Below are 22,400 nucleotides of genomic sequence, written 5' to 3' on the forward strand. Positions count from 1 at the left end.
TCTAGATGCGAAAAAAGGGCTTGCCGTGTGGCAAGCCCTTTTTCTATCAGATGATAGCAATCAGTCGCGATTACGCTTCCTCTGCATCACCCAGAAGTACTGATTCCAGTGCGATTTCCATCATCTCGTTGAACGTCAGCTGACGCTCTTCAGAGCTGGTCGCTTCGCCACGTAGAATGTGATCAGAAACAGTACAGATAGTCAGTGCTTTCGCGCCGTACTCAGCCGCTAGGCCGTAAATACCAGCCGCTTCCATTTCAACACCGACAATGCCGTATTTCTTCATGGTCTGGAAGAAGTCGAAATCAGGGTTGTAGAATAGATCGGCAGAGAAGATATTACCGACTTTAACATCGATACCTTTTGCTTTCGCTGCTTCTACAGCATTTTGTACCATGCCGTAGTCAGCCAGTGCAGCAAAGTCATGGTTACCAAAGCGGATACGGTTTACTTTCGAATCCGTTGATGCACCCATGCCGATCACAACATCACGCAGGTTCACATCATCACGTACGGCACCACAGCTGCCTACGCGGATAATTTTCTTCACGCCGAAATCTTTGATCAACTCAGTCGCGTAGATAGAGCAAGAAGGGATACCCATACCGTGACCCATTACAGAGATCTTACGACCTTTGTAAGTACCGGTATAACCAAACATGCTGCGCACGTTGCACACTTCTTTTGCATCATCTAGGAAGGTTTCTGCAATGTATTTTGCGCGAAGTGGATCACCCGGCATCAATACTACGTCTGCAAAGTCACCCATTTCTGCGTTAATGTGAGGAGTCGCCATCGTTATTTCCTTAATCTCATCGGTTGGGGTTGGGCTTATCTTATTTTGCCAACACCAATGTAAACAAGTCTATTCATTGCTGTTTCGATCTAGGACAAATATAGATCGAAACAGCCCATTTATCTGTCGCTTTTGCTATCAGGCTTTACAGGAATGACTTCCCGTAATCCATGTCGGAAGTACCAAAGTACTCCGCCAAGCTCTGGCCAATATCAGCAAATGTTTCACGGCGACCCAATGAACCCGCTTTGATCTTCGGACCGGTCACCAAAACAGGGATATGCTCACGGGTATGATCCGTGCCTTCCCACGTTGGATCGCAACCGTGATCAGCGGTAAGGATCAATACATCGTCATCTTGTAGCAGTTCAAGGATCTCTGGCAGACGCTTATCAAAATACTCCAGTGCTGCCGCATAGCCTGCAACATCACGGCGGTGACCGTAAGCAGAATCGAAATCAACAAAGTTCGTGAACACGATAGTGTTATCACCTGCCGCTTTGATTTGCTCAAGGGTAGCTTCAAACAGTGCCGGAATACCGGTCGCTTTCACTTTCTTAGAAATACCACAGCCAGCGTAAATATCAGAGATCTTACCGATAGAGATCACTTGACCGCCTTTTTCGTCAACCAGCTTTTGTAATACGGTTGCCGCAGGTGGCTCAAGGGATAAATCACGGCGGTTACCAGTACGCTCAAACTGGCCTTTACCCGGGCCAATGAACGGACGCGCAATCACACGGCCAATGTTGTAGTCTTCCAGTTCTTCACGGGCGATCTGACACAGGGTCATCAGATTATCCAAGCCGAAGGTCTCTTCGTGGCATGCAATCTGGAATACGGAATCTGCCGAGGTATAGAAAATAGGCATGCCTGTTTTCATGTGCTCTTCGCCTAGGTCATCAAGAACTTGTGTACCTGATGCATGGCAGTTGCCGAGGAAGCCCGGTAAATTGGCACGTTTTAGAATGCGATCGGTCAATTCTTTTGGAAAGCTGTTGCTGTGATCAGAGAAATATCCCCAATCAAATAGCACTGGCACACCCGCAATTTCCCAGTGTCCAGATGGAGTATCTTTACCTGAAGACAGCTCTTTTGCGTGAGCGTAAGCCCCCGTGATCTCGACCTCAGGATCCAAGCCTTCAGGGAATTCGCCTGATGATTCTTCAGCGGCTTTACCCAAACCTAGCTTGTTCAGGTTAGGCAGGTGCAATTTACCACTGCGAACGCCATTGTCGGCTTCGCCACGGGCACACGCCTTAGCAATGTGACCTAGGGTATTAGCCCCTACGTCGCCAAACTGAACGGCATCTTCTGTGGCACCAATGCCAAATGAATCAAGTACCAGAATAATAGATCGTTTCATCTTGAACTCCATTAAAGATCTTCAGGGCGAACACGGCGGTATACAACCGGCGTTGGCTCAGGCTTAACATCGGCAATAGTGATGTTAGCGCGTACTGCTTTCGCCGCTTCTTCCCACTGTGCTTCTGTGCGCGCGTGGATCACGGCAAGCGGGGTTTCCGCAGTCACCGCATCACCCAAACGGATCATGTCACTCAGGCCAACCGCATAATCAATGGTATCTGCCGCAACTCGGCGACCACCACCCATACCAACGACGGCCATCCCCAGACCACGAGTGTCCATGGCGTAAACATAACCGGTAGTTTCGGCAAAGACAGGCTTGGCAATTTCAGCCTTCTCTAAGTAGTTGTCGTAATTTGTCATGAAGTCACTTGGACCACCCAGACCGGCAACCATTTTACCGAAACATTCCGCGGCTTTACCGTTGTCCAGTACCACCTGCAATTTCTCGCGCGCTTGCTCAATATCTACTGCTAAACCACTATTTACCAGCATTTCTGCACACAACGCCATTGTTACTTCAAATAAGCGCGGGTTACGGTATTCACCGGTCAAGAATTGCACCGCTTCACGCACTTCCAGGGCATTACCTGCCGTTGATGCTAAGACCTGATTCATGTCGGTCAGCAAGGCGGTCGTTTTAGTACCCGCACCATTCGCCACGGCAACAATCGACTTTGCCAGCTCTTCCGATGCTTCATAGGTTGGCATGAATGCGCCAGAACCGACTTTGACGTCCATCACTAGCGAACCAAGACCTGCGGCCAGTTTTTTCGACAAAATAGACGCGGTGATCAGGGAGATATTATCTACCGTCGCTGTCACATCACGTGTCGCGTAAACACGCTTGTCAGCCGGTGCCAAATCGCCGGTCTGGCCGATAATGGCTACGCCGGCGTCTTTAGTCACCTGACCAAATACTTCATTGGTTGGGGTAATGTTGTAACCCGGGATAGACTCCAGCTTATCCAACGTACCGCCAGTGTGACCCAGACCACGGCCAGAAATCATTGGCACATAACCACCACAAGCAGCCACCATTGGACCAAGCATCAGTGATGTCACATCACCCACACCGCCAGTGGAATGTTTGTCGACAATCGGACCATCAAAATTCATGTAGTCCCAGTCAATCACCATCCCTGAGTCACGCATTGCACATGTCAGCGCAACACGCTCTGCCATGGTCATATCATTGAAGTAAACAGCCATTGCAAAAGCCGCTATTTGACCTTCAGAGACGGTATCTTTGGCGATACCTTGAATGAAGAAATTGATCTCGTCAGCAGTCAGCTCGATGTTGTCACGTTTTTTACGAATGATTTCTTGTGGTAAATACATGGTATTCCCCGTCCAATGTCGATATTTCGGTTCAATAACGTTTTACTCTGTCACCCGCGTTAAATAACCTGACGCGCGGCGCAATTGATGATTCTCGGGTGCAGGGCATCCGCCTACGATCTGCGATAGCAGGACCCGGCAAGAACCAAATAGTAAAACATCACGGATAACGGTGGTCTGTCGACCTAAAAGTAAGGTGGCGAAATGCCACCTTACCGGAAAAGATTAGTAGCCGCCTTCAGCCGCTTTGTCGCCTTCACCTAGAGTGTGAAGCAGGTTAGCTAGCAAGCTTGATGCGCCGAAACGGTAGTGCATGTTGTCGGCCCACTCTGCACCCAAGATGCGGTCAGCCATTGCAAGATATTGCTGTGCGTCTTCTGCAGTACGCACGCCACCCGCTGGTTTGAAACCAACGGTTGCTGCTACGCCCATGTCTTTGATCACATTCAGCATGATCTCAGCATATTCAGGGGTTGCGTTAACTGGCACTTTACCGGTTGATGTTTTGATGAAGTCTGCACCGGCTTTGATAGATAGCTCAGAGGCTTTTTTGATCAGCGCTTCTGTTTTTAGCTCACCGGTTTCGATGATCACTTTTAGCAGAATATCGCCACACGCCGCTTTACACTGCTTAACCAGCTCAAAGCCTACTTCTTCATTGCCGGCCATTAGTGCACGGTATGGGAAAACAACGTCAACTTCATCGGCACCATAAGCCACAGCCGCTTTTGTTTCAGCAACCGCAATCTCAATATCATCGTTACCGTGCGGGAAGTTTGTCACGGTTGCAATGCGAACATCAGGCGTACCCTGCTCACGTAGCTGCTTCTTCGCTACAGGAATAAAACGCGGGTAGATACACACTGCTGCTGTGTTACCGACAGCGGTTTTTGCGTTCTTACACAACTCGATCACTTTCGCATCAGTGTCGTCATCGTTCAGAGTGGTAAGATCCATTAATTTAAGCGCACGTAGTGCAGCAGCTTTCAAATCGCTCATGACTATCTCCAGTCCTGTTATTTTCTATCAAGTTTATTAAACTGTTCTATACGCCTGACGGCACTCGGTTGCTCCACCGCCAAACAGCCCGCCTACACGAACAGTCATACCCAGCCAGTCAGTCGCTGAATAGGCATTACGGACTTGATTCCCTGAAGACTCAACCCTACAAGAGAGGCTGATTGCTATCCGTTTCACCGTACCGGGCAACCCGAACAAAGGTTGTCGGCCGTGCTACTGTCTAACCATTCATACTAATAATCCAGCATGAAAGGGAACGGCTAAACAGTGTTAATCCGTTTGTGATGGTGTGAACTCATCATACCAAGCCAGCCTGATCCCCACCATGAAAGATACGTTTCCTACCGTGGACAATGTGTTTACCCAAAGAAAAACACTGTCGGCTGACGCTCAGCCGTCTCAAGGGGCATGGTCAGGAAAAAAAACGTTCTACAATCCATTGGTAAGCAATACCACCAAGGTAAACACCTACAATCCCCATCACCCCGGATAACACCGGTGGTGCTGGAATCGGTAACTTAAGTGCGGAAAACAACACGCCAACAAAAGCCCCGGTAATTAACGCCAGTATCACCTCATACATAGTCATTCTCTCTGTCTGTTACAGCCCAAAGAAAGTGTAGTCTGCCCGGCAACGAAAGTAATGTAGCAAAGGGAATCAACAGAAACCGGAGCGCAATCGATTTTATGGCATGCGACTGGGCGGATAAAGGCCATGTTTACTGTATGTGTTGAATGGGTCGAGGGTCGAGGGTCGAGGGTCGAGGGTCGAGGGTCGAGGGTCGAGGGTCGAGGGTCGAGGAATGAAAAGCCCAAAGCGAAAAAGAATCAAGCCAAATCGTGCAAAAACAAAAACGCCGCAGCGGGTAGCTGCGGCGTTTATTATTCTGAATGGCTCAGCGATTACATTGACAGGGTCACGAACAGACCGGCAATGGTTGCTGACATCAGGTTAGATAACGTACCAGCTGCAACGGCTTTCATACCGAAGCGAGCGATATCGTGGCGACGGCTTGGCGCCAGACCACCTAGACCACCCAGTAGGATAGCGACTGATGACAGGTTAGCGAAACCACACAATGCGAACGAGATGATTGCTTTAGTCTTATCAGACATTTCAGCGCCAGTTTGGGCCACAAGCATGCCGCCGTCAGCAACATCTTTCAGATAAGGGGCAAAGTTCAGGTAAGCAACGAATTCGTTTACAACCAGTTTCTGACCGATGAAAGAACCAGCCGTTAGTGATTCTGACCATGGCACACCAATCAGGAATGCAAGCGGTGAGAATACATAACCCAAGATCAGCTCGAGTGTTAGCTCAGGCATACCGAACCAGCCACCGACCATACCAAAGATGCCATTAATCAGCGCGATCAGACCGATGAAAGCAAGTAGCATAGCGCCAACGTTCAGTGCAAGCTGCATACCTGAAGAGGCACCCGCTGCGGCTGCGTCAATCACGTTTGCTGGCTTGTCGTCGCCTTCAGTGGTCTCATCTGCCAACTGCTCAATCGGGGTTTCTGTTTCTGGCTTGATGATCTTAGCAAATAGCAGACCACCCGGTGCCGCCATGAAAGAAGCGGCAATCAAGTACTCTAGTGGTACACCCATAGAGGCATAACCCGCCAGTACACCACCGGCAACAGAGGCTAGACCGCCACACATTACCGCAAACAGCTCAGACTGCGTCATTTTTGGTACGAACGGGCGAATCACCAATGGTGCTTCCGTTTGACCAACGAAAATATTAGCTGTTGCAGACATAGATTCTGCATGAGACGTGCCCAGAACTTTACGTAAACCGCCACCAAGAATATTGATAACAACCTGCATAATGCCAAGGTAGTAAAGTACGCTGATCAGTGCAGAGAAGAACACGATAACCGGCAGTACGCGTAAGGCAAAGACGAAACCGCCGCCACCAAACAGTTCAAACATTTTATCTGAAGTCAGGCCACCGAACAGGAAGTTGATACCGTTATTACCATAGTTGATAACTTCAGCAACACCTTGAGACATGCCATACAGCACGTCACGACCGACTGGTACATACAGAACAAATGCACCAATAAAGAATTGGATGGCAAATGCACCACCAACAGTACGAAGATTAATAGCTTTACGGTTATCAGATAGAAGCACTGCAATCAGTAGCAGCACGACCATCCCAACCAGGCTCATAAACACGCTCATAGTTTATGGCATCCCTTTAGTTAAGTTTGGCGTCTCGACAATTCGGCTCATTAAGAGTCCGGCGCATTATACTCATGCTGCGCCGGATAAAATAATGCCGGGCTCACAGTTTGCAAGGAAAGAAAGTGAAAGCTAAACCACAAACGTGAGTGCGGTCACAAAACAAAATTAAAGGCCACGCAACCGTTTAGCGCAAACGTTTATTTTGTGATGCTGATTCACGATTAGATACCGAAAAGTTCAGCGGTCGTTAAGGTTGTTACCCGCGCAATTTCTCGTTCGCTTTCCACTCTTATCGATGCAAGTTCATGCAAAATATTCACTAGCCTATCAGGTCGGTTAGGTTGTCCTTGATATCCAGCAACAGGCATATCGGGGGCATCCGTTTCCAGTAATAATGCCGTCAATGGCAGTGCTGCTATTGTATTGCGAGTTTTATTGGCGCGGCGATAGGTAATCGTTCCTCCTACGCCAATTTTGATACCTAGATCAAGAAGCTGTTTGGCCTGAGGCTGGCTGCCACAAAAAGCATGGAGTACCCCACCAGCAATCGGTTGATTTTGTCTCAAAATCTGGACTAGCTCCGGAAACGCTTTACGGCAATGCAAGATCACTGGCAAACCATGTTTATTTGCCAGTATTAACTGTGCCTTCAATAATGCGACCTGTTGCGCTTTATCCGCGGCCGCAATGGCAAAGTCTAGCCCACATTCCCCCACCGCAACGCAGCGAGAACGTTTTTTCATTCTTAATTGTGATTCACTCTCCAGCGCCTCGGCCAGCGCCTCCACCGCCGCGTCATCATGTTCGGCGCTGAAAAAAGGGTGCAAGCCTAGGCCATAATGAATCCCATCAAACTGCGCCGCGAGTGCTTGCAAGGCTGGCCAGTTACGCTGACCCACTGCCGGAATGACTAACTGCCCGATCCCGGCCTGATGGGCTTGATGCAAATAATGCTCTGGATCGAGGCAAAACGGTTCGAAATCAAAATGGCAGTGGCTGTCTATCAACATACTCTTCAACCTGGCTTTCAACATAATTGGATCCTGACATATTGTTCTCATCCTTGTTTTTACTCGATTTATTTAAGCGATTTCGCCACCATAACAATCATACTGCGCCCCATGACCAAAAGCGTATCCTCAGCATATTTAGGTGCGTCATCAGTAGGATAAATATCACTCGGGCTCGGGTTTGCGGTATTAATCAGAAGATGCCAGTCGCTGTACTGTCTGTCCGGGATAGTAAACTCCAGCGGATCCCAGTAGGCATTACAGACCACATACAATTCATCCTGTGTCAGCGGATGGTATACCGTCAATGCCAATGAATGGGAATGATCTGACCAGTCAGGCTGATTGGGATTCACGCCGTGCCAACGGATATTCACATCCTCAAGCACGGAATTAAGTGACATATGCATATTCCAGTCAATGGTCGGCTCTGCACTGCGGATCTGGCTCAGCAGGGTAACAAAACGCAGTAGATCACTGTGGCTTTCTACCCGAGACCAATCCAGCCAGCTGGTTTCATTGTCTTGGCAGTAAGCATTGTTATTGCCCCGCTGCGTACGACGAATTTCATCTCCCATGCTTATCATCGGTGTCCCGAGCGACAAAAACAGGGTAGCCAGCATATTCTTGCACTGACGATGACGTAATGTTTCAATATCCCCATTCTCCATCGGTCCTTCGACCCCATAATTACACGAGAGATTGTGGTTATCCCCATCACGGTTATCTTCACCGTTGGCCAAATTATGTTTATCGTGATAACTCACCAAATCATTCAGGGTAAAACCATCATGAGCGCAGATAAAGTTCACTGACCGGTGGGGGGTGTGATGATGATGACAATAAATATCCGGCGAACCAAGGAGCCGAGAAGCAAACCGGCTGACACAACCATTATCACCACGCCAGAAAGCTCTCACATCATCGCGGAACTTCCCGTTCCATTCATTCCAGCGATCGCCAATAAATGAACCAACCTGATACAGCCCAGCGGCATCCCACGCTTCGGCGATAATTTTGGTGTCGCACAAAATCGGATCCGAATCGATAGACCAAAGCAGTGGCGGCTCTTGCATGGGATGCCCGCCACTGTCCCTTGCTAATACCGAGGCCAAATCAAACCGGAAACCATCAACATGCATTTCTGTCACCCAGTAATGCAATGCATCAATGATCATCCGTCGCAGCACACTGTGATTGGCATTACAGGTATTACCGCAGCCACTGAAGTTTCCATAATGGCCCGTTTCTTTATCCAGTAAGTAATAGGTGCCGTTTTGCAGCCCCTTAAAGCAAAACGTCGGGCCGTTTTCATCACCTTCAGCGGTATGGTTGAACACCACATCCAAAATCACCTCAATACCCGCTCGATGCAGCTCTCGTACCATGGTTTTAAATTCATCAATCGCAGCCAGTGGATCATTATCGACACAATAATCAGCATGGACAGCAAAAAAGTTAATCGGGCTATATCCCCAGTAATTTTGCTTATCGCTAGGCGCATCATCAACATCAAATTGCTGGACCGGCATCAGCTCAACTGCGGTGATCCCCATTGCTATCAGGTACGGTATTTTGTCGATAACAGCAGCAAACGTCCCCCGCTTTTCTGGCGCAATACCCGATGAAGGGTGACGGGTAAATCCCCCCACATGCATTTCATAAATAATCGTGTTGGTCAAAGAGTGCCGTGGTGCCTGCACGTCTTGCCAGTCAAACCCCCGGTGATCCACCACCACACTCTTCATGCATGCATCCATGTTAGGACCGGAATCGATGGCTCGTTGACGACTATACTGTGGACTGAGACTTATCGCCTGGCTATAGGGATCAAGCAACACCTTACTCTCATCAAATCGCCGCCCTTTTTCTGGCAACCAAGGGCCATCCACTTGATAGCCGTAATGCTGACCATGAGCTATATTGCCAACAAAAATAAACCAATAATGCCCCCGCTTATGCAATATAGGATTAAGTTCAAATGAGTGTCGCGGTACTGTCGCGGTGTTATCGGCAAACAAATGTAATGTCACCCGAGTAGCATCTTTGGAATAGAGGCTGAAATTCACGCCACCGTCACGTATCGACGTACCGAGCGGGAACGCCACACCCGGTAAGGTGTAAACATCCATTTCAGCTGCCAAAACCTGATTCACCGATGCGGCAATATGCCGAATCTCTCCACATTGCTCATTCATGATCGACCCCTGTTGACTCTGTTGATTGATGCCCAATTGCAACAATCTGCATAAGAGAATAATAGACGGGATGACGCAATGTGTTCGTCGAGAGATCGCATTAATAAAAAAAGCCGTCACAATTGTGACGGCTTCCAGATAACGGCTGAGCGTAAATGTGATTAGTGTTCGCGGGTTGCGCGGAACTCAATGTCAGGGAAACGCTCTCTCGCCAGATTCAGGTTCACCATAGTTGGCGCGATGTAACTGAGGTTATCACCACCATCCAGAGCAAGGTTGGCCTGATTCTTACGTTGGAACTCGTCCAGCTTCTTCGCGTCGCCACACTCAACCCAGCGGGCTGTCGCGACATTGACGCCTTCATAGATCGCTTCAACGTTGTATTCCGCTTTCAGACGGGCAACCACCACGTCGAACTGCAGCACACCGACCGCACCAACGATCAGATCGTTGTTCTGCAGTGGGCGGAACACCTGCACCGCACCCTCTTCTGATAGCTGAACCAAGCCTTTTAACAGTTGCTTCTGCTTCAGTGGATCACGCAGGCGGATACGACGGAACAATTCCGGTGCAAAGTTAGGAATACCCGCAAACTTGAGGCTTTCACCCTGGGTAAAAGTATCACCGATCTGGATTGTACCGTGGTTATGCAAACCAATAATATCGCCAGCATAAGCGGTTTCCGCACGAGAACGGTCACCGGCCATAAAGGTAACGGCATCAGAAATGCTAACGGTTTTACCGGTGCGGACATGGTTCATCTTCATGCCCTGGGTATACGTGCCTGACACAATACGCATGAAGGCAATACGGTCACGGTGTTTCGGATCCATATTGGCCTGGATCTTAAACACGAAGCCTGAGAACTTATCTTCCGTGGCAACCACTTCACGCTCATTCGCCTGGCGAGGTAGCGGCGCTGGTGCCCACGCAGTCAGACCATCTAGCATGTGGTCAACACCAAAGTTACCCAATGCGGTACCGAAGAATACAGGTGTTAGCTCACCCGCAAGGAAAAGCTCACGATCAAATTCGTTCGAGGCACCCAGTACCAGCTCCAACTCATCACGTAGCTGTGCCGCCAGGTATTCACCCACTGCAGCGTCAAGTTCTGGGTTGTCCAGCCCTTTAACGATACGGGTTTCCTGAATTGTGTGGCCCTGACCCGTTGAGTACAAGATAGTTTCATCACGGTGAATGTGATAAACGCCCTTGAATTCTTTTCCGCTACCAATCGGCCATGATATCGGGGCGCACGCCATGTTCAGCTCGTTCTCGACTTCGTCAAGCAGCTCCATTGGGTCGCGGATATCACGGTCCAGTTTGTTCATAAAGGTTACTATCGGCGTATCACGCAGACGGGTAACTTCCATCAACTTACGGGTACGATCTTCGACACCTTTTGCCGCATCGATCACCATCAGACAGGAGTCAACAGCCGTCAATGTACGGTAGGTATCTTCCGAGAAGTCTTCGTGTCCTGGGGTATCTAGCAGGTTAACCAGACAGTCGTTATACGGGAACTGCATCACCGATGTCGTCACCGAGATACCACGTTCTTTTTCCATCTCCATCCAGTCAGATTTCGCATGCTGGTTAGAGCCGCGGCCTTTAACCGTACCGGCTTTCTGAATCGCGTTTCCGAATAACAGTACTTTTTCAGTAATGGTGGTTTTACCCGCATCGGGGTGAGAAATGATCGCAAACGTACGGCGCTTGTTCACTTCAGGTAAAAAAGACATAAGTGTTGATAATCCTGTGAGAGATTTCAATAATCGAATGGCAACCCATGCAACGTCTGGCGATGGGCTGGCACGCTCCTAATACAAAGATCGAAACCGATCTTATTCTCTGCGCTGGCAGAACGAGATTGCTAACAATAATTGTTAATTACATGTCACCCTCTATACTTGCACAGCATGAATAATGAATGATTGGAGCTTTGAAGATGGCGGAATTATACGCAAACTCATCGCAAAGCGACAGCGGTAACACCGCGCTGTTTTCGGTTCGCCATACCGCGTAGCACTTACATCACAAGATAAGTCATGATCAACGCGTCTTCGCGGCCATTTGGGGCAGGGTAATACCCTTCCCGGCGGTTAATTTCATTAAAGCCCAGTGATTCATAAAGCTGATAAGCCCGGGTGTTACTTTCCCGCACTTCCAGCCAGATATCTTCCGCCTGACGGGCTTCAAGCAGCGCCATAAAGCCTTCCATCAAGCGCTTGCCGTGACCTTGTCCCTGACAAGCCGGATCAACGGCAATATTCAGCAGGGTGGCCTCGCCAGCCACCAGCTGGCCAAAACAATAGCCAACTAGCTGACCATCCACTTCCAGAGCACAATTAACCGCAATGTTATTCGGTTCCTTACGGATCATGGATTCAGCCCACGGGTAGGCATGGGCGGCCTGTTCGATACGCCACACATCATCAAGATGATGCGACGCCAGTGAAACAATGTTATGTGTCATAAGAACAAATCTGTTGCCAAAGGGCTTTCTTGCTGCCCGGGTTGGTATGCATATGCGGTAATGAAATCGAGGTCAGCAACTGGCAGCCTGACGGATGCACCGCCTCACACCCCGCCACCCAACACCATGTCAGATGGTGTTCACGTACCTGTTCGACCGCTGCAGCGGGCAGACTCAGGGCTTGATCCGGTGTGAGCTTCATACTGCTGAGGATACGACCAAACAGCCAGCGGTCATGTTCGTTAAGCTCATCGTCGCACACAAATAACAATTTACAGGACGCAGGCAGATCAATCGCGGGTAACTCTCGCCCCGGATAAAAATCCGGTTTACGTACCTGCCAGTAAATCAACCCCATTTCCTGCATGAGCTGTAAATCACGCTGTTTCATCCACTCACCTCGATGATCACTCTGGCTGGGGATACTACCAGATCTCGCCCCGAACGCAGCCCCATCATGGTAAAAAAATACCACCCGCAGGTGGTATCGTCGCTGATATAACCAGATATGGCTACACGTCCGCAAATTCTGGGCAATAAGCAATGGTACCACGGCGGCCTGACAGGGTGTCAGGCAGAACCTCAAGCACCATAAAGGCGTCTTCCGGTACGGGCCATGGGCAGTTGATGCCATGATCAGATGCACGGCTAAAGCCAACTTTCGGGTAATAGTCACTGTGACCCAATACCACAACCACTGGGTAGCCGAACTCTGCCAGCATCAATTTGGCTTCTTCCATCAGTGCCAGGCCTATTCCCTGACGCTGATACTCCGCTTTAACAGCCAATGGGGCGAGCCCCTGCCAATTTTCATCCTGACCATCAAGCATCACAGGGCTGAACAACACATGGCCGATCACCTCACCCTCATCACTGCAGGCAACGAGTGACAACGTGCGATTGCCATTCTCTCGTAACCGCATGACCAAATTGGCCTCAGCGTCTGTGTCAAAAACCGACTTAAGCAGGTTATCAATCGGCAGGATATCTGCCGGAGCCTCTGTTCTAATGAGCATTCGTGACCTCTTTTTGCCCAGTGGGATCCTGCATCCCTTTATGGATGAAGTCTGCCGACTGCTGCAAGAAAAATTTAACTGGTGCCGGTAGCGAATCCAAATCAATACTGTCCATCAGGTTCTTCACTTCCAACCCCAGCTCGGTGTCACCTTCAATACGCAGGCGACGCTGGAAAAACAGTGTATCAGGATCTTCCTTGCGTGCAGCAATCAAAACCAAATCATTGCATTCACCACTGAAGCTCACGTCTTCCTGTTCGACGTGCTCTGATACGACTAATTGCTCGTTCTGATAGCTGATGTACCAGTGCAGATCCAGATCGCGAACTTCCACTTTCAGCCAGCGGTCTTCGAGAAACTCAAAATCACCGTCTTCAAGGGCTTCTTTAAAGACCATCGCGAGCCCTTCCAGCATCACTTTCTTCTGCACAGAAAAAGGCGTTAGCTTGGCGGGGATCCGTAAGAAAGCCGGACCGTGTAGAACCAGCTGTTGTCTAATTTGAGCAATCACTATTTTTCATTTCCTGTATAAGCCGCATATTACGCTTGATTGTATGGCAAGAAAGGTCAGTCATTTTATGCCTTGAGTCAAAAAATACGGTATTGTCGTGGTAAAGTTTGGGATTGATGTTTAGGTGCAGGTTATAGTAGAAAAAAACCACCTGTCGCCTTATTGTTTCGATGACAAAGTTTCGATGACAGCCAGATTAGGACACACTTTTCAGATCATGCCGACAGAGCAACTCAATTATTGGTTCTCCCTGCTAACGGACCACAGCCCGTTCCTTTTTGCCATTTTAGATCCTGACCATAACTATCTAGCGGTTAATAACCGCTATAGCGAAGTCAGTGGTTTAGATCGCAATGAACTGGTTGGCCTTAATGATACCGACACCTTAGGCCCGACATTCTATCGTTCAATGCTTCCCTATTATAACCGTGCATTTAAAGGGGAAACCATTGAGAGCGAAGTGGTACTGAATGATAACCGTCACGATACCAGTATGCACTTCAGCCTTGCCCCCATTCATGCCGAAGACGGTACGGTCAGCCAAATTGTTCTGCACTGTGCCGATACTTCTGAGCGCCAGATCCTGATCAACTCTATTCAGGAACTGGAAAAGCAATTGCATACCTTAAACACCTTAATCACTGACGGGAGTTGTGTGGTTGAAGGTAACACCATTATTTCAGCCAATGCCAATGCGGCCACCCTGCTCGGTTTTAGTACCTCGCAAGACATGCAAGGCAAAGATATCGGCACACTATTGGTTGATGCGAACAATCGCCCCATTCAGAAAGCACAACTTCAATCGCTTGGCAAAGGGGAAAGCCGTAACTGTTACACCAGCAATCAGTGCCCGATACATCGACCGTTACGGATTGCCGCCTCACAAATTCGCTTTTTAGGATCCCCGGCCCGGTTGGTGCTGCTTCAGAACAACAGCCAGCAAATCAATACCCAGGATAAGCTGGAACATTTAACCCAGATGGATCCCCTTACTGGCCTGCTCAACCGCCATGGTTTCAGCCGAAAACTTGAGCAATTAATCGGCCAGAACACTCCGTTGTTTATGCTCTACCTCGACATTGATAACTTCAAAAATATCAATGACTCACTGGGTCACCACATTGGCGATCAAGTACTGCAAGAAATAGCAAAACGGCTGCGTGGATTGCTGCCAGAGAATAGCGTTATCGGCCATCTCAGCGGCGATGAGTTTGCTATTCTATTACCCAACCCTGAGCATGATCAGATCGGTCATTTAGTCTCTCAGCAAGTGATCTCGCTGATCAACCAGCCATTTAATCTCCATCACTTCAGTAAGCATTTGGCCTGCTCCATTGGTCGAGTCAGCTATCCCGGTGATGGCAACGATGCCCGGATTTTGCTACAAAATGCGGATACCGCGATGTATGAAGCGAAAAACCGCGGACGCAATCGTGTCGTCGTCTTTAGCGAAGAGATGAATAAAGAAGCACGCATGCAGTTGTGGCTCGAAATAGAACTGCAAAAAGCGCTGCAAAACAACGGGCTGGAAGTCTGGTACCAACCTAAGGTCAATGCCCGCGATTTTGCCATTGATGGCGCCGAAGCCTTGGTGCGCTGGAAGCATCCCGTTGAGGGGTATATCAGCCCGGGGCAATTCATTCCGGTTGCTGAACGATCGGGCTTGATTGAACAGCTGGGTCAGGTGGTGATGCGTGAAGTCTTCACTACAGTCAGGGAGTGGAAGGCGAAGAAGCTACTGACCGGAAAGGTGGCCATTAACCTCTCACCACAACAGTTTGGCAATCCCAATTTAATCAAATTTGTCGACCAACTGCGCAAAAGCACTGGGGTTAACCCGCTTGATATTACCTTTGAGCTCACTGAAAGTGCGGTCATGAGTGATGGCGAACATACCATCCAAATGCTCAATGCCATCAAAAAGATGGGCTTTTCCCTGTCGATTGATGACTTTGGGACCGGTTATTCGTCACTCTCATACTTGGCCCGCTTCCCTCTCGACGAGCTCAAGATCGATCGCGCCTTTATCCAGGATATCGAAAGTGTACCCAAGCAGCTGACCTTGATTGAAAACATCATTAATCTGGGTAAATCACTCAATATGAGCGTCGTCGCAGAAGGCGTAGAAACCCGTCAGCAAGCGACTTTGCTGTCAAACCTTAATTGCAATTCTATTCAGGGATTCCATTTCTACAAACCACTGCCAAAACAAGAACTAGAAGCTATTCTAGTGAAGGACAGCAGGTAGTCATGGCGAAGTGGTACGTTATAAAAATGCAAAATAAGTTGTCCTAAATCAACAAAACCTGCCTGACATCAAAACATCGGGGGGACTCGCCCCCTACTATTTGTCTCACTACTTTTTTTCCACCAGGTAGATAAAAACAACATGGAGCTACTTTGCCCCGCTGGTAACTTACCAGCGCTTAAGACTGCCATAGATAACGGCGCAGATGCGGTATACATCGGATTTAAAGACGATACCAACGCACGTCACTTCGCAGGCTTAAATTTTACAGGACGTAAACTAGAAAAAGCCGTGCAATATGTGCGCGACCACGACCGTAAATTGCATGTTGCCCTGAATACCTTTGCCCATCCCGACGGCTTTGAACGCTGGCGCCGCGCGGTCGATACCGCAGCAGCAATGGGGGTGGATGCATTGATCGTTGCCGATATCGCGGTACTGGAATATGCCGCCACCAAGTACCCGGATCTTGAGCTGCATCTGTCTGTTCAGGCTTCGGCCACCAATACCGCCGCCATTGATTTCTACACACAGAACTTCAATGTAAAGCGGGTCGTACTCCCCCGCGTACTCTCCATCCATCAGGTCAAGCAACTTGCTCGTAATACCAATGTGGAATTGGAAGTGTTCGCTTTTGGTAGCCTATGTATCATGTCTGAAGGACGTTGCTATCTGTCGTCATACATGACAGGAGAATCTCCCAATACCGTCGGTGCCTGCTCACCCGCCAAATATGTGCGTTGGCAGGAGACCCCGCAGGGGCTGGAGTCTCGACTCAATGAAATACTGATCGACCGCTATCAGGCTGGTGAAAATGCTGGCTACCCGACCCTGTGCAAAGGCCGGTTCGATATCAATATCGATGGGGCAAATCGCCGCTATCATGCTCTGGAAGAGCCAACTAGCCTCAATACACTGGAAATATTACCTGAGCTGTTTAAAGCCAATATCGCCTCAGTGAAAATCGAAGGCCGCCAACGCAGTCCTGCGTATGTGGAACAAGTCACTAAAACTTGGCGAGCCGCCATCGATCGCTATAAAGCCAACCCAGAAGGCTACAGCGTTGAACCTGCCTGGAATGCCTGTCTTGGCAATGTTTCAGAAGGCAAACAAACGACTCTCGGTGCTTATCACCGTAAATGGCAATAAGGAGCTGACATGAAATATTCTTTAGGCCCCCTGCTGTATTTCTGGCCCAAAATAGATGTTGAAGCCTTCTACCAGCAAGCCAAACAAGCCAATACCGATATCATCTATCTGGGTGAGACGGTATGTTCCAAACGCCGTGAGCTCAAGCCTGCACACTGGCTGGATATCGCTAAAGATATCTCGGCCACAGGCAAGCAAGTGGTCCTCTCTACCATGGCACTGCTTGAAGCACCGAGCGAAGTCAATGTGATGAAGAAATACATTGATAACGGTGATTTCATTGTCGAGGCCAATGATGTCTCGGCGATCCAGCTGGCCCATGAGCACAAGGTACAATTTGTCGTCGGCCCAGCCGTGAACTGCTATAACGCCCAGACACTGAATTTATTTCTAAAAAAAGGCATGATCCGCTGGTGTATGCCAGTAGAGCTGTCACGCCAATGGCTTCAAAACGTAATCACCGAATGTGAGCAAATGGGGATCCGTGACCAGTTCGAAACGGAAGTCTTCAGCTATGGCTACCTGCCACTGGCCTACTCAGCCCGTTGCTTTACCGCACGGGCCGAAGACAAAGCCAAAGACGACTGTGAAACCTGCTGTATCAAATACCCTAACGGGATCACCGTCAACAGTCAGGAAGACCAAAAAGTGTTTACGCTTAACGGGATCCAGACCCAATCTGGCTACTGTTATAACCTGATCAATGATCAGCTTGGCATGGCCGGTTTGGTCGATGTGGTTCGCCTCAGTCCATTAGGTCTCGATACGTTATCACTGGTCGATGATTTCAGGGCCAATCAAAGCGGCGTTCAGCCAATCAAACTGAATAACGGGCACCACTGCAATGGTTACTGGCATAACATTGCCGGACTCAATATCGAGTAACGATGCCTACGGCAAATAGCAAAAAGCCGCGAACAATCGCGGCTTTTTTCTCAACACTATGCGTAAGGAAACAAATCGTCTATTCCGCGATTTCCTCTTCCGCCACCACTTGTTCTTCGCTCGCTTCCGTCATTAATCGGCTCAGCTCTAACAGCGCAAAACGGTGCTCAACGAACTCATAGACATTACCTGCCAGCGTCAGCTTATACAGCATCAGGGCCGACGAATAATCATGGTTGTGATGATACATCTTACCCATATAAAAATACGCTTCAGTCAAACGCTCAGCAAGCACGGCATTATTTTCGCTTTCTGTTGCGATCTGATTGAGGAAGTCAGACTCACTGATATCGCCCAAATACAACCGAACAACCTGCCAGCCCCAAGCTTGCTTATCACTCGCATCATAACGCACTCGCAACTTCTCTTGCGCCGTAACGGGATCCAGCTCTAGCTCATCGAGATAAAGCCAAATCACCCGATAGGGATCGTTAACGTCTTGCTGATAATGGGCATTAAGATCATCGAACGCTAACTGATAACGACCGCCATAATAGAGTGCAATACCACGATTTCGCTGGGCAAAGGGATGACGAACATTTAACTCAAGGGTGGAATCAAAGGCCTCATAAGCGGCATCGAAATGCGCCGCTTGGGTAAAATAAACCCCAAGGATATTAAACACATCCGGTTGGTCTGGTCGCAGCGAGAGTGACTGATTAAAATCAAGCCGCGCCAAATCCCGTAATCCTAAACTGTCGTGCAACAAGCCTCGCTCATAATAGATCTGCGCTAATGTGTCTTTCGCTAAATCATCTCGCTGAAGTAGCTGATCGATACGCGCCAGCTGGATTTGCTGCTGAATGGTTGGTTGGAAAGGCACCGCCATTGGCGGGTGAGTCCACGGTGATTGAGGTGATGAGCAACCTGCCAATAGCATGGACAATGCTAAGCATGCAAGTTTAATCCTATTTGCAATCAATGCTGTTCTCCCTGGTGAGACACGTCTATCTCTAGCATATACCATTGCAGCGAGTGCGCCGCGACGATAATAAGTAATAAAAAAGGGGCTCTCAAGAGCCCCTTTATATCATGCTTTTAGAAAAAAGACTTATGCTTCTGGCTTCTCTTCGCTCGCAGCTGCTGGATTTTGATCCGCAACGGCTTCTTTCATGCTTAGACGGATACGGCCCTGACGGTCGATTTCAAGTACTTTAACTTGTACTTCCTGACCCATTTCAAGGTGATCTGCCACTTTCTCAATACGCTCCTGAGAGATTTGAGAAATGTGTACCAGACCTTCTTTCGCACCGATAACAGAAACGAATGCGCCGAAATCAACAATACGCATAACCTTACCGGTGTAGATGCGGCCAACTTCAACGTCAGCAGTGATTTCTTCGATACGGCGGATAGCTTCTTGCGCAGCAGTACCTTCAGTTGCAGCAATCTTCACTGTACCGTCGTCTTCGATTTCGATTGTTGTACCGGTTTCTTCAGTCAGCGCACGAATAACCGCGCCACCTTTACCGATCACGTCTTTGATTTTCTCTGGGTTGATCTTCATCGTATGGATACGAGGAGCAAACTGAGAAATCTCTTCACGTGGCGCATTGATCGCTTGATCCATCACGCTAAGAATGTGCGTACGTGCACCTTTCGCTTGGTTAAGCGCAATTTGCATGATTTCTTTAGTGATACCTTCGATCTTGATATCCATCTGCAGTGCAGTGATACCGTCGGTAGTACCCGCTACTTTAAAGTCCATGTCACCTAGGTGATCTTCATCACCAAGGATGTCAGAAAGAACAACAAAGTCGTCGCCTTCTTTCACAAGACCCATTGCGATACCCGCAACAGACGCTTTGATTGGCACACCAGCATCCATAAGCGCTAGAGACGTACCACATACAGACGCCATTGAAGATGAACCGTTAGATTCAGTGATTTCCGATACGACACGTACAGTGTATGGGAATTCTTCAACAGAAGGCATTACTGCAGCAATACCACGCTTAGCCAGTTTACCGTGACCAATTTCACGACGCTTAGGTGAACCAACGAAACCCGTCTCACCTACACAGTATGGAGGGAAGTTGTAGTGTAGAAGGAAGTGATCTTTCTTCTCACCCATTAGGCTGTCGATGATTTGTGCATCACGCTGAGTACCCAACGTTGCAGTCACAAGTGCCTGAGTTTCACCACGAGTGAACAAAGAAGAACCGTGAGTACGTGGAAGTACACCAGTACGTACGTCTAGCGCACGAACCATGTCTTTTTCACGACCATCGATACGTGGGTTACCAGCAATGATGCTGCGACGTACAACCGTCTTCTCTAGATCGTGGAAGATCGTGTGAACTTCTTTCGCGTTTACTTCAAGATCTTCAGCAAGTAGCACTTCGTTTACTTCATCAGCAATCTCATGGATGCGATCGTAACGAGCCATCTTCTCAGTGATTTGATAAGCTTCTACAAGCTTAGCTTCTGCTATTGCAGCGATCTTATTCTTAAGAATTGTGTTCTCTTCAGGAGCAACCCAATCCCATGCAGGCGTCGCAACTTCAGCCGCAAATTCGTTGATGGCATTGATTACAGCTTGCTGTTGGTCGTGACCAAATACAACCGCTTGTAACATTTGCTCTTCAGATAGACGGTCAGCTTCTGACTCAACCATCAATACAGCGCCTTCAGTACCCGCAACAACAAGATCTAGACGACTTTGCTCTAGCTCAGTGTTGCTTGGGTTTAGTACGAATTGGTCGTTGATGTAACCAACACGTGCTGCACCGATTGGGCCATTGAACGGAATACCAGAGATAGCAAGTGCTGCAGAGGTACCGATCATTGTCACGATATCTGGGTTCACGTCTGGGTTGATAGAAACCACAGTCGCAATAACTTGTACTTCGTTTTTGAAATCGTCTGGGAATAACGGACGAATCGGACGGTCAATCAGACGAGCTGTCAGTGTTTCGCCTTCTGATGGACGGCCTTCACGCTTGAAGAAACCACCAGGGATTTTACCTGCCGCGTAAGTACGCTCTTGGTAGTTAACAGTTAGAGGGAAGAAGTCTTGACCTTCTACCGCTGTTTTCTTACCAACAACAGAGACGAATACAGACGTATCATCCATGCTTACCATAACAGCAGCAGTAGCTTGACGTGCCATTACACCAGTTTCGATAGTAACCGTGTGGTTACCGTACTGGAAAGTCTTTACGATAGGATTCACGTGAATTTCCTTAAATTATTCCGCTTTCTATTTGCGTCGTTAAGTATATCTGACACAAAGAAAAGCGTCATGTGATGAAAGCCAATTTACAGCAATTTCACGCATCGCGACTAATGAAAATTCTCAAGATAAGAAGAACTGTCATTAGCCGCGACCTCAAGGTCGACGAAAACGACTCGTGGAATGATAAACGGGCTGGATAAAAAGAAAGGAGCCATAAGGCTCCTTTCAGTAAGCAATCTTAGCGACGTAGGCCTAGACGCTTGATTAGGTCTTGGTAACGATCTAGGTTCTTACCTTTTAGGTAGTCTAGAAGTTTACGACGACGAGAAACCATACGTAGTAGACCGCGACGGCTGTGGTGGTCGTGTTTGTGGTTAGCAAAGTGACCTTGAAGGTGGTTGATTTGCGCTGTTAGCAGAGCAACCTGAACTTCAGGAGAACCAGTGTCGTTTTCGCACTGCGCGTATTCAGCAACGATTGCTGCTTTAGTTTCTGCATTCAGAGACATAACTCATTCCTAATACAAAGATGTTTCAAATTTGTGCCGCCAATCTCTGATTCAGCCGGCACCCGAATCGCGGATTATACGTGGAGGCCACAATCACCACAAGTGAATAATGCAATAAGTGATGAGATTTGAGGAGGAGCGGAAGAGCAAGTGCCGAGTCTATAGGGTCGAGGTGCGAGGAAGAGCAAAGGTAAGAGCGGAAGAACAAAGAGCCAGTGTCTAGGAGCGAGGGACGAGTATCAAGGAAAAGCAAGGGCAAGAGCTAAGAACAAAGAGCCAGTGTCTAGGAGCGAGGGACGAGTATCAAGAAAAAGCAAGGGCAAGAGTGGTTCTATGGTTCTATGGTTCTATGGTTCTATGGTTCTATGGTTCTATGGTTCTATGGTTCTATGGTTCTATGGTTCTATGGTTCTATGGTTCTATGGTTCTATGGTTCTATG

20 protein-coding genes are annotated in these 22,400 nt (G+C 48.5%); 3 read left to right on the top strand and 17 right to left on the bottom strand.

What is annotated here, in order from left to right; all coding sequences use genetic code 11:
• Window positions 1–70: 70 nt before the first annotated feature.
• The 14 genes from deoD to ubiT all read right to left on the bottom strand — a co-directional run bounded on the left by deoD (window position 71) and on the right by ubiT (window position 13,932).
• Window positions 71–796: a purine-nucleoside phosphorylase gene (deoD, locus tag L4D12_RS22310; protein WP_428450034.1), complete on the bottom strand. Its 726-nt coding sequence runs from the start codon at window positions 794–796 to the stop codon at window positions 71–73.
• Between the two features lie 145 nt (window positions 797–941).
• Window positions 942–2,162, bottom strand: coding sequence for a phosphopentomutase (locus L4D12_RS22315; protein ID WP_428450035.1), 1,221 nt, complete (start codon window positions 2,160–2,162; stop codon window positions 942–944).
• Between the two features lie 11 nt (window positions 2,163–2,173).
• The gene (gene deoA, locus L4D12_RS22320; protein ID WP_428450036.1) at window positions 2,174–3,505 is read right to left on the bottom strand and encodes a thymidine phosphorylase; all 1,332 of its coding nucleotides are present in this window, start codon (window positions 3,503–3,505) and stop codon (window positions 2,174–2,176) included.
• Window positions 3,506–3,730: 225 nt separating this feature from the next.
• Window positions 3,731–4,504: a deoxyribose-phosphate aldolase gene (deoC, locus tag L4D12_RS22325; protein WP_428450037.1), complete on the bottom strand. Its 774-nt coding sequence runs from the start codon at window positions 4,502–4,504 to the stop codon at window positions 3,731–3,733.
• 36 nt (window positions 4,505–4,540) lie between these two features.
• A complete protein-coding gene (locus L4D12_RS22330; RefSeq protein ID WP_428450038.1) occupies window positions 4,541–4,702 on the bottom strand; it encodes a hypothetical protein in 162 nt (53 codons plus the stop codon).
• Window positions 4,703–4,937: 235 nt separating this feature from the next.
• Window positions 4,938–5,108, bottom strand: coding sequence for a XapX domain-containing protein (locus tag L4D12_RS22335; protein WP_428450039.1), 171 nt, complete (start codon window positions 5,106–5,108; stop codon window positions 4,938–4,940).
• 320 nt (window positions 5,109–5,428) lie between these two features.
• Window positions 5,429–6,718, bottom strand: a complete 1,290-nt coding sequence (locus L4D12_RS22340) for a NupC/NupG family nucleoside CNT transporter (protein WP_428450040.1) — start codon at window positions 6,716–6,718, stop codon at window positions 5,429–5,431.
• Window positions 6,719–6,942: 224 nt separating this feature from the next.
• Window positions 6,943–7,755, bottom strand: a complete 813-nt coding sequence (locus tag L4D12_RS22345; RefSeq protein WP_428450041.1) for a TatD family hydrolase — start codon at window positions 7,753–7,755, stop codon at window positions 6,943–6,945.
• A 44-nt stretch (window positions 7,756–7,799) separates the two neighbouring features.
• A complete protein-coding gene (glgX, locus tag L4D12_RS22350; RefSeq protein WP_428450042.1) occupies window positions 7,800–9,929 on the bottom strand; it encodes a glycogen debranching protein GlgX in 2,130 nt (709 codons plus the stop codon).
• 161 nt (window positions 9,930–10,090) lie between these two features.
• Window positions 10,091–11,671, bottom strand: a complete 1,581-nt coding sequence (gene prfC, locus L4D12_RS22355) for a peptide chain release factor 3 (RefSeq protein WP_428450043.1) — start codon at window positions 11,669–11,671, stop codon at window positions 10,091–10,093.
• Between the two features lie 287 nt (window positions 11,672–11,958).
• Window positions 11,959–12,405 (bottom strand): ribosomal protein S18-alanine N-acetyltransferase, encoded by a 447-nt coding sequence (gene rimI, locus L4D12_RS22360; protein ID WP_428450044.1) that lies wholly within the window; start codon window positions 12,403–12,405, stop codon window positions 11,959–11,961.
• Window positions 12,395–12,796: a DNA polymerase III subunit psi gene (locus L4D12_RS22365; RefSeq protein ID WP_428450045.1), complete on the bottom strand. Its 402-nt coding sequence runs from the start codon at window positions 12,794–12,796 to the stop codon at window positions 12,395–12,397. The genes rimI and L4D12_RS22365 overlap by 11 nt, the downstream gene beginning before the upstream one ends.
• A gap of 121 nt (window positions 12,797–12,917) precedes the next feature.
• Complete coding sequence (locus L4D12_RS22370) at window positions 12,918–13,421, bottom strand: GNAT family N-acetyltransferase (RefSeq protein ID WP_428450046.1); 504 nt, start codon at window positions 13,419–13,421, stop codon at window positions 12,918–12,920.
• On the bottom strand, window positions 13,411–13,932 hold the full coding sequence (gene ubiT, locus L4D12_RS22375) for a ubiquinone anaerobic biosynthesis accessory factor UbiT (protein ID WP_428450047.1): 522 nt from the start codon (window positions 13,930–13,932) through the stop codon (window positions 13,411–13,413). Before ubiT ends, L4D12_RS22370 begins: the two co-directional genes overlap by 11 nt.
• Before the next feature lie 217 nt (window positions 13,933–14,149).
• Here ubiT and L4D12_RS22380 point away from each other — a divergent pair, with 217 nt between their 5' ends.
• The 3 genes from L4D12_RS22380 to L4D12_RS22390 all read left to right on the top strand — a co-directional run bounded on the left by L4D12_RS22380 (window position 14,150) and on the right by L4D12_RS22390 (window position 18,214).
• The gene (locus L4D12_RS22380) at window positions 14,150–16,180 is read left to right on the top strand and encodes a sensor domain-containing protein (RefSeq protein WP_428450051.1); all 2,031 of its coding nucleotides are present in this window, start codon (window positions 14,150–14,152) and stop codon (window positions 16,178–16,180) included.
• A gap of 141 nt (window positions 16,181–16,321) precedes the next feature.
• Complete coding sequence (gene ubiU / locus L4D12_RS22385; protein WP_428450048.1) at window positions 16,322–17,329, top strand: ubiquinone anaerobic biosynthesis protein UbiU; 1,008 nt, start codon at window positions 16,322–16,324, stop codon at window positions 17,327–17,329.
• Window positions 17,330–17,338: 9 nt separating this feature from the next.
• Window positions 17,339–18,214, top strand: coding sequence for a U32 family peptidase (locus tag L4D12_RS22390; RefSeq protein WP_428450049.1), 876 nt, complete (start codon window positions 17,339–17,341; stop codon window positions 18,212–18,214).
• A gap of 79 nt (window positions 18,215–18,293) precedes the next feature.
• On the opposite strand, the gene nlpI is transcribed toward L4D12_RS22390, so the two are convergent.
• The 3 genes from nlpI to rpsO form a co-directional block, all read right to left on the bottom strand.
• On the bottom strand, window positions 18,294–19,196 hold the full coding sequence (gene nlpI, locus L4D12_RS22395) for a lipoprotein NlpI (RefSeq protein ID WP_428450050.1): 903 nt from the start codon (window positions 19,194–19,196) through the stop codon (window positions 18,294–18,296).
• A gap of 129 nt (window positions 19,197–19,325) precedes the next feature.
• On the bottom strand, window positions 19,326–21,455 hold the full coding sequence (gene pnp / locus L4D12_RS22400) for a polyribonucleotide nucleotidyltransferase (RefSeq protein WP_428450052.1): 2,130 nt from the start codon (window positions 21,453–21,455) through the stop codon (window positions 19,326–19,328).
• A 235-nt stretch (window positions 21,456–21,690) separates the two neighbouring features.
• Window positions 21,691–21,960 carry a 30S ribosomal protein S15 gene (gene rpsO, locus L4D12_RS22405; RefSeq protein WP_005369538.1) on the bottom strand — a complete coding sequence of 90 codons (270 nt, stop codon included), beginning with the start codon at window positions 21,958–21,960 and terminating at the stop codon, window positions 21,691–21,693.
• Between the last annotated feature and the right edge of the window lie 440 nt (window positions 21,961–22,400).

This window comes from Photobacterium nomapromontoriensis, assembly GCF_050336815.1.
Taxonomy (GTDB): domain Bacteria; phylum Pseudomonadota; class Gammaproteobacteria; order Enterobacterales; family Vibrionaceae; genus Photobacterium; species Photobacterium nomapromontoriensis.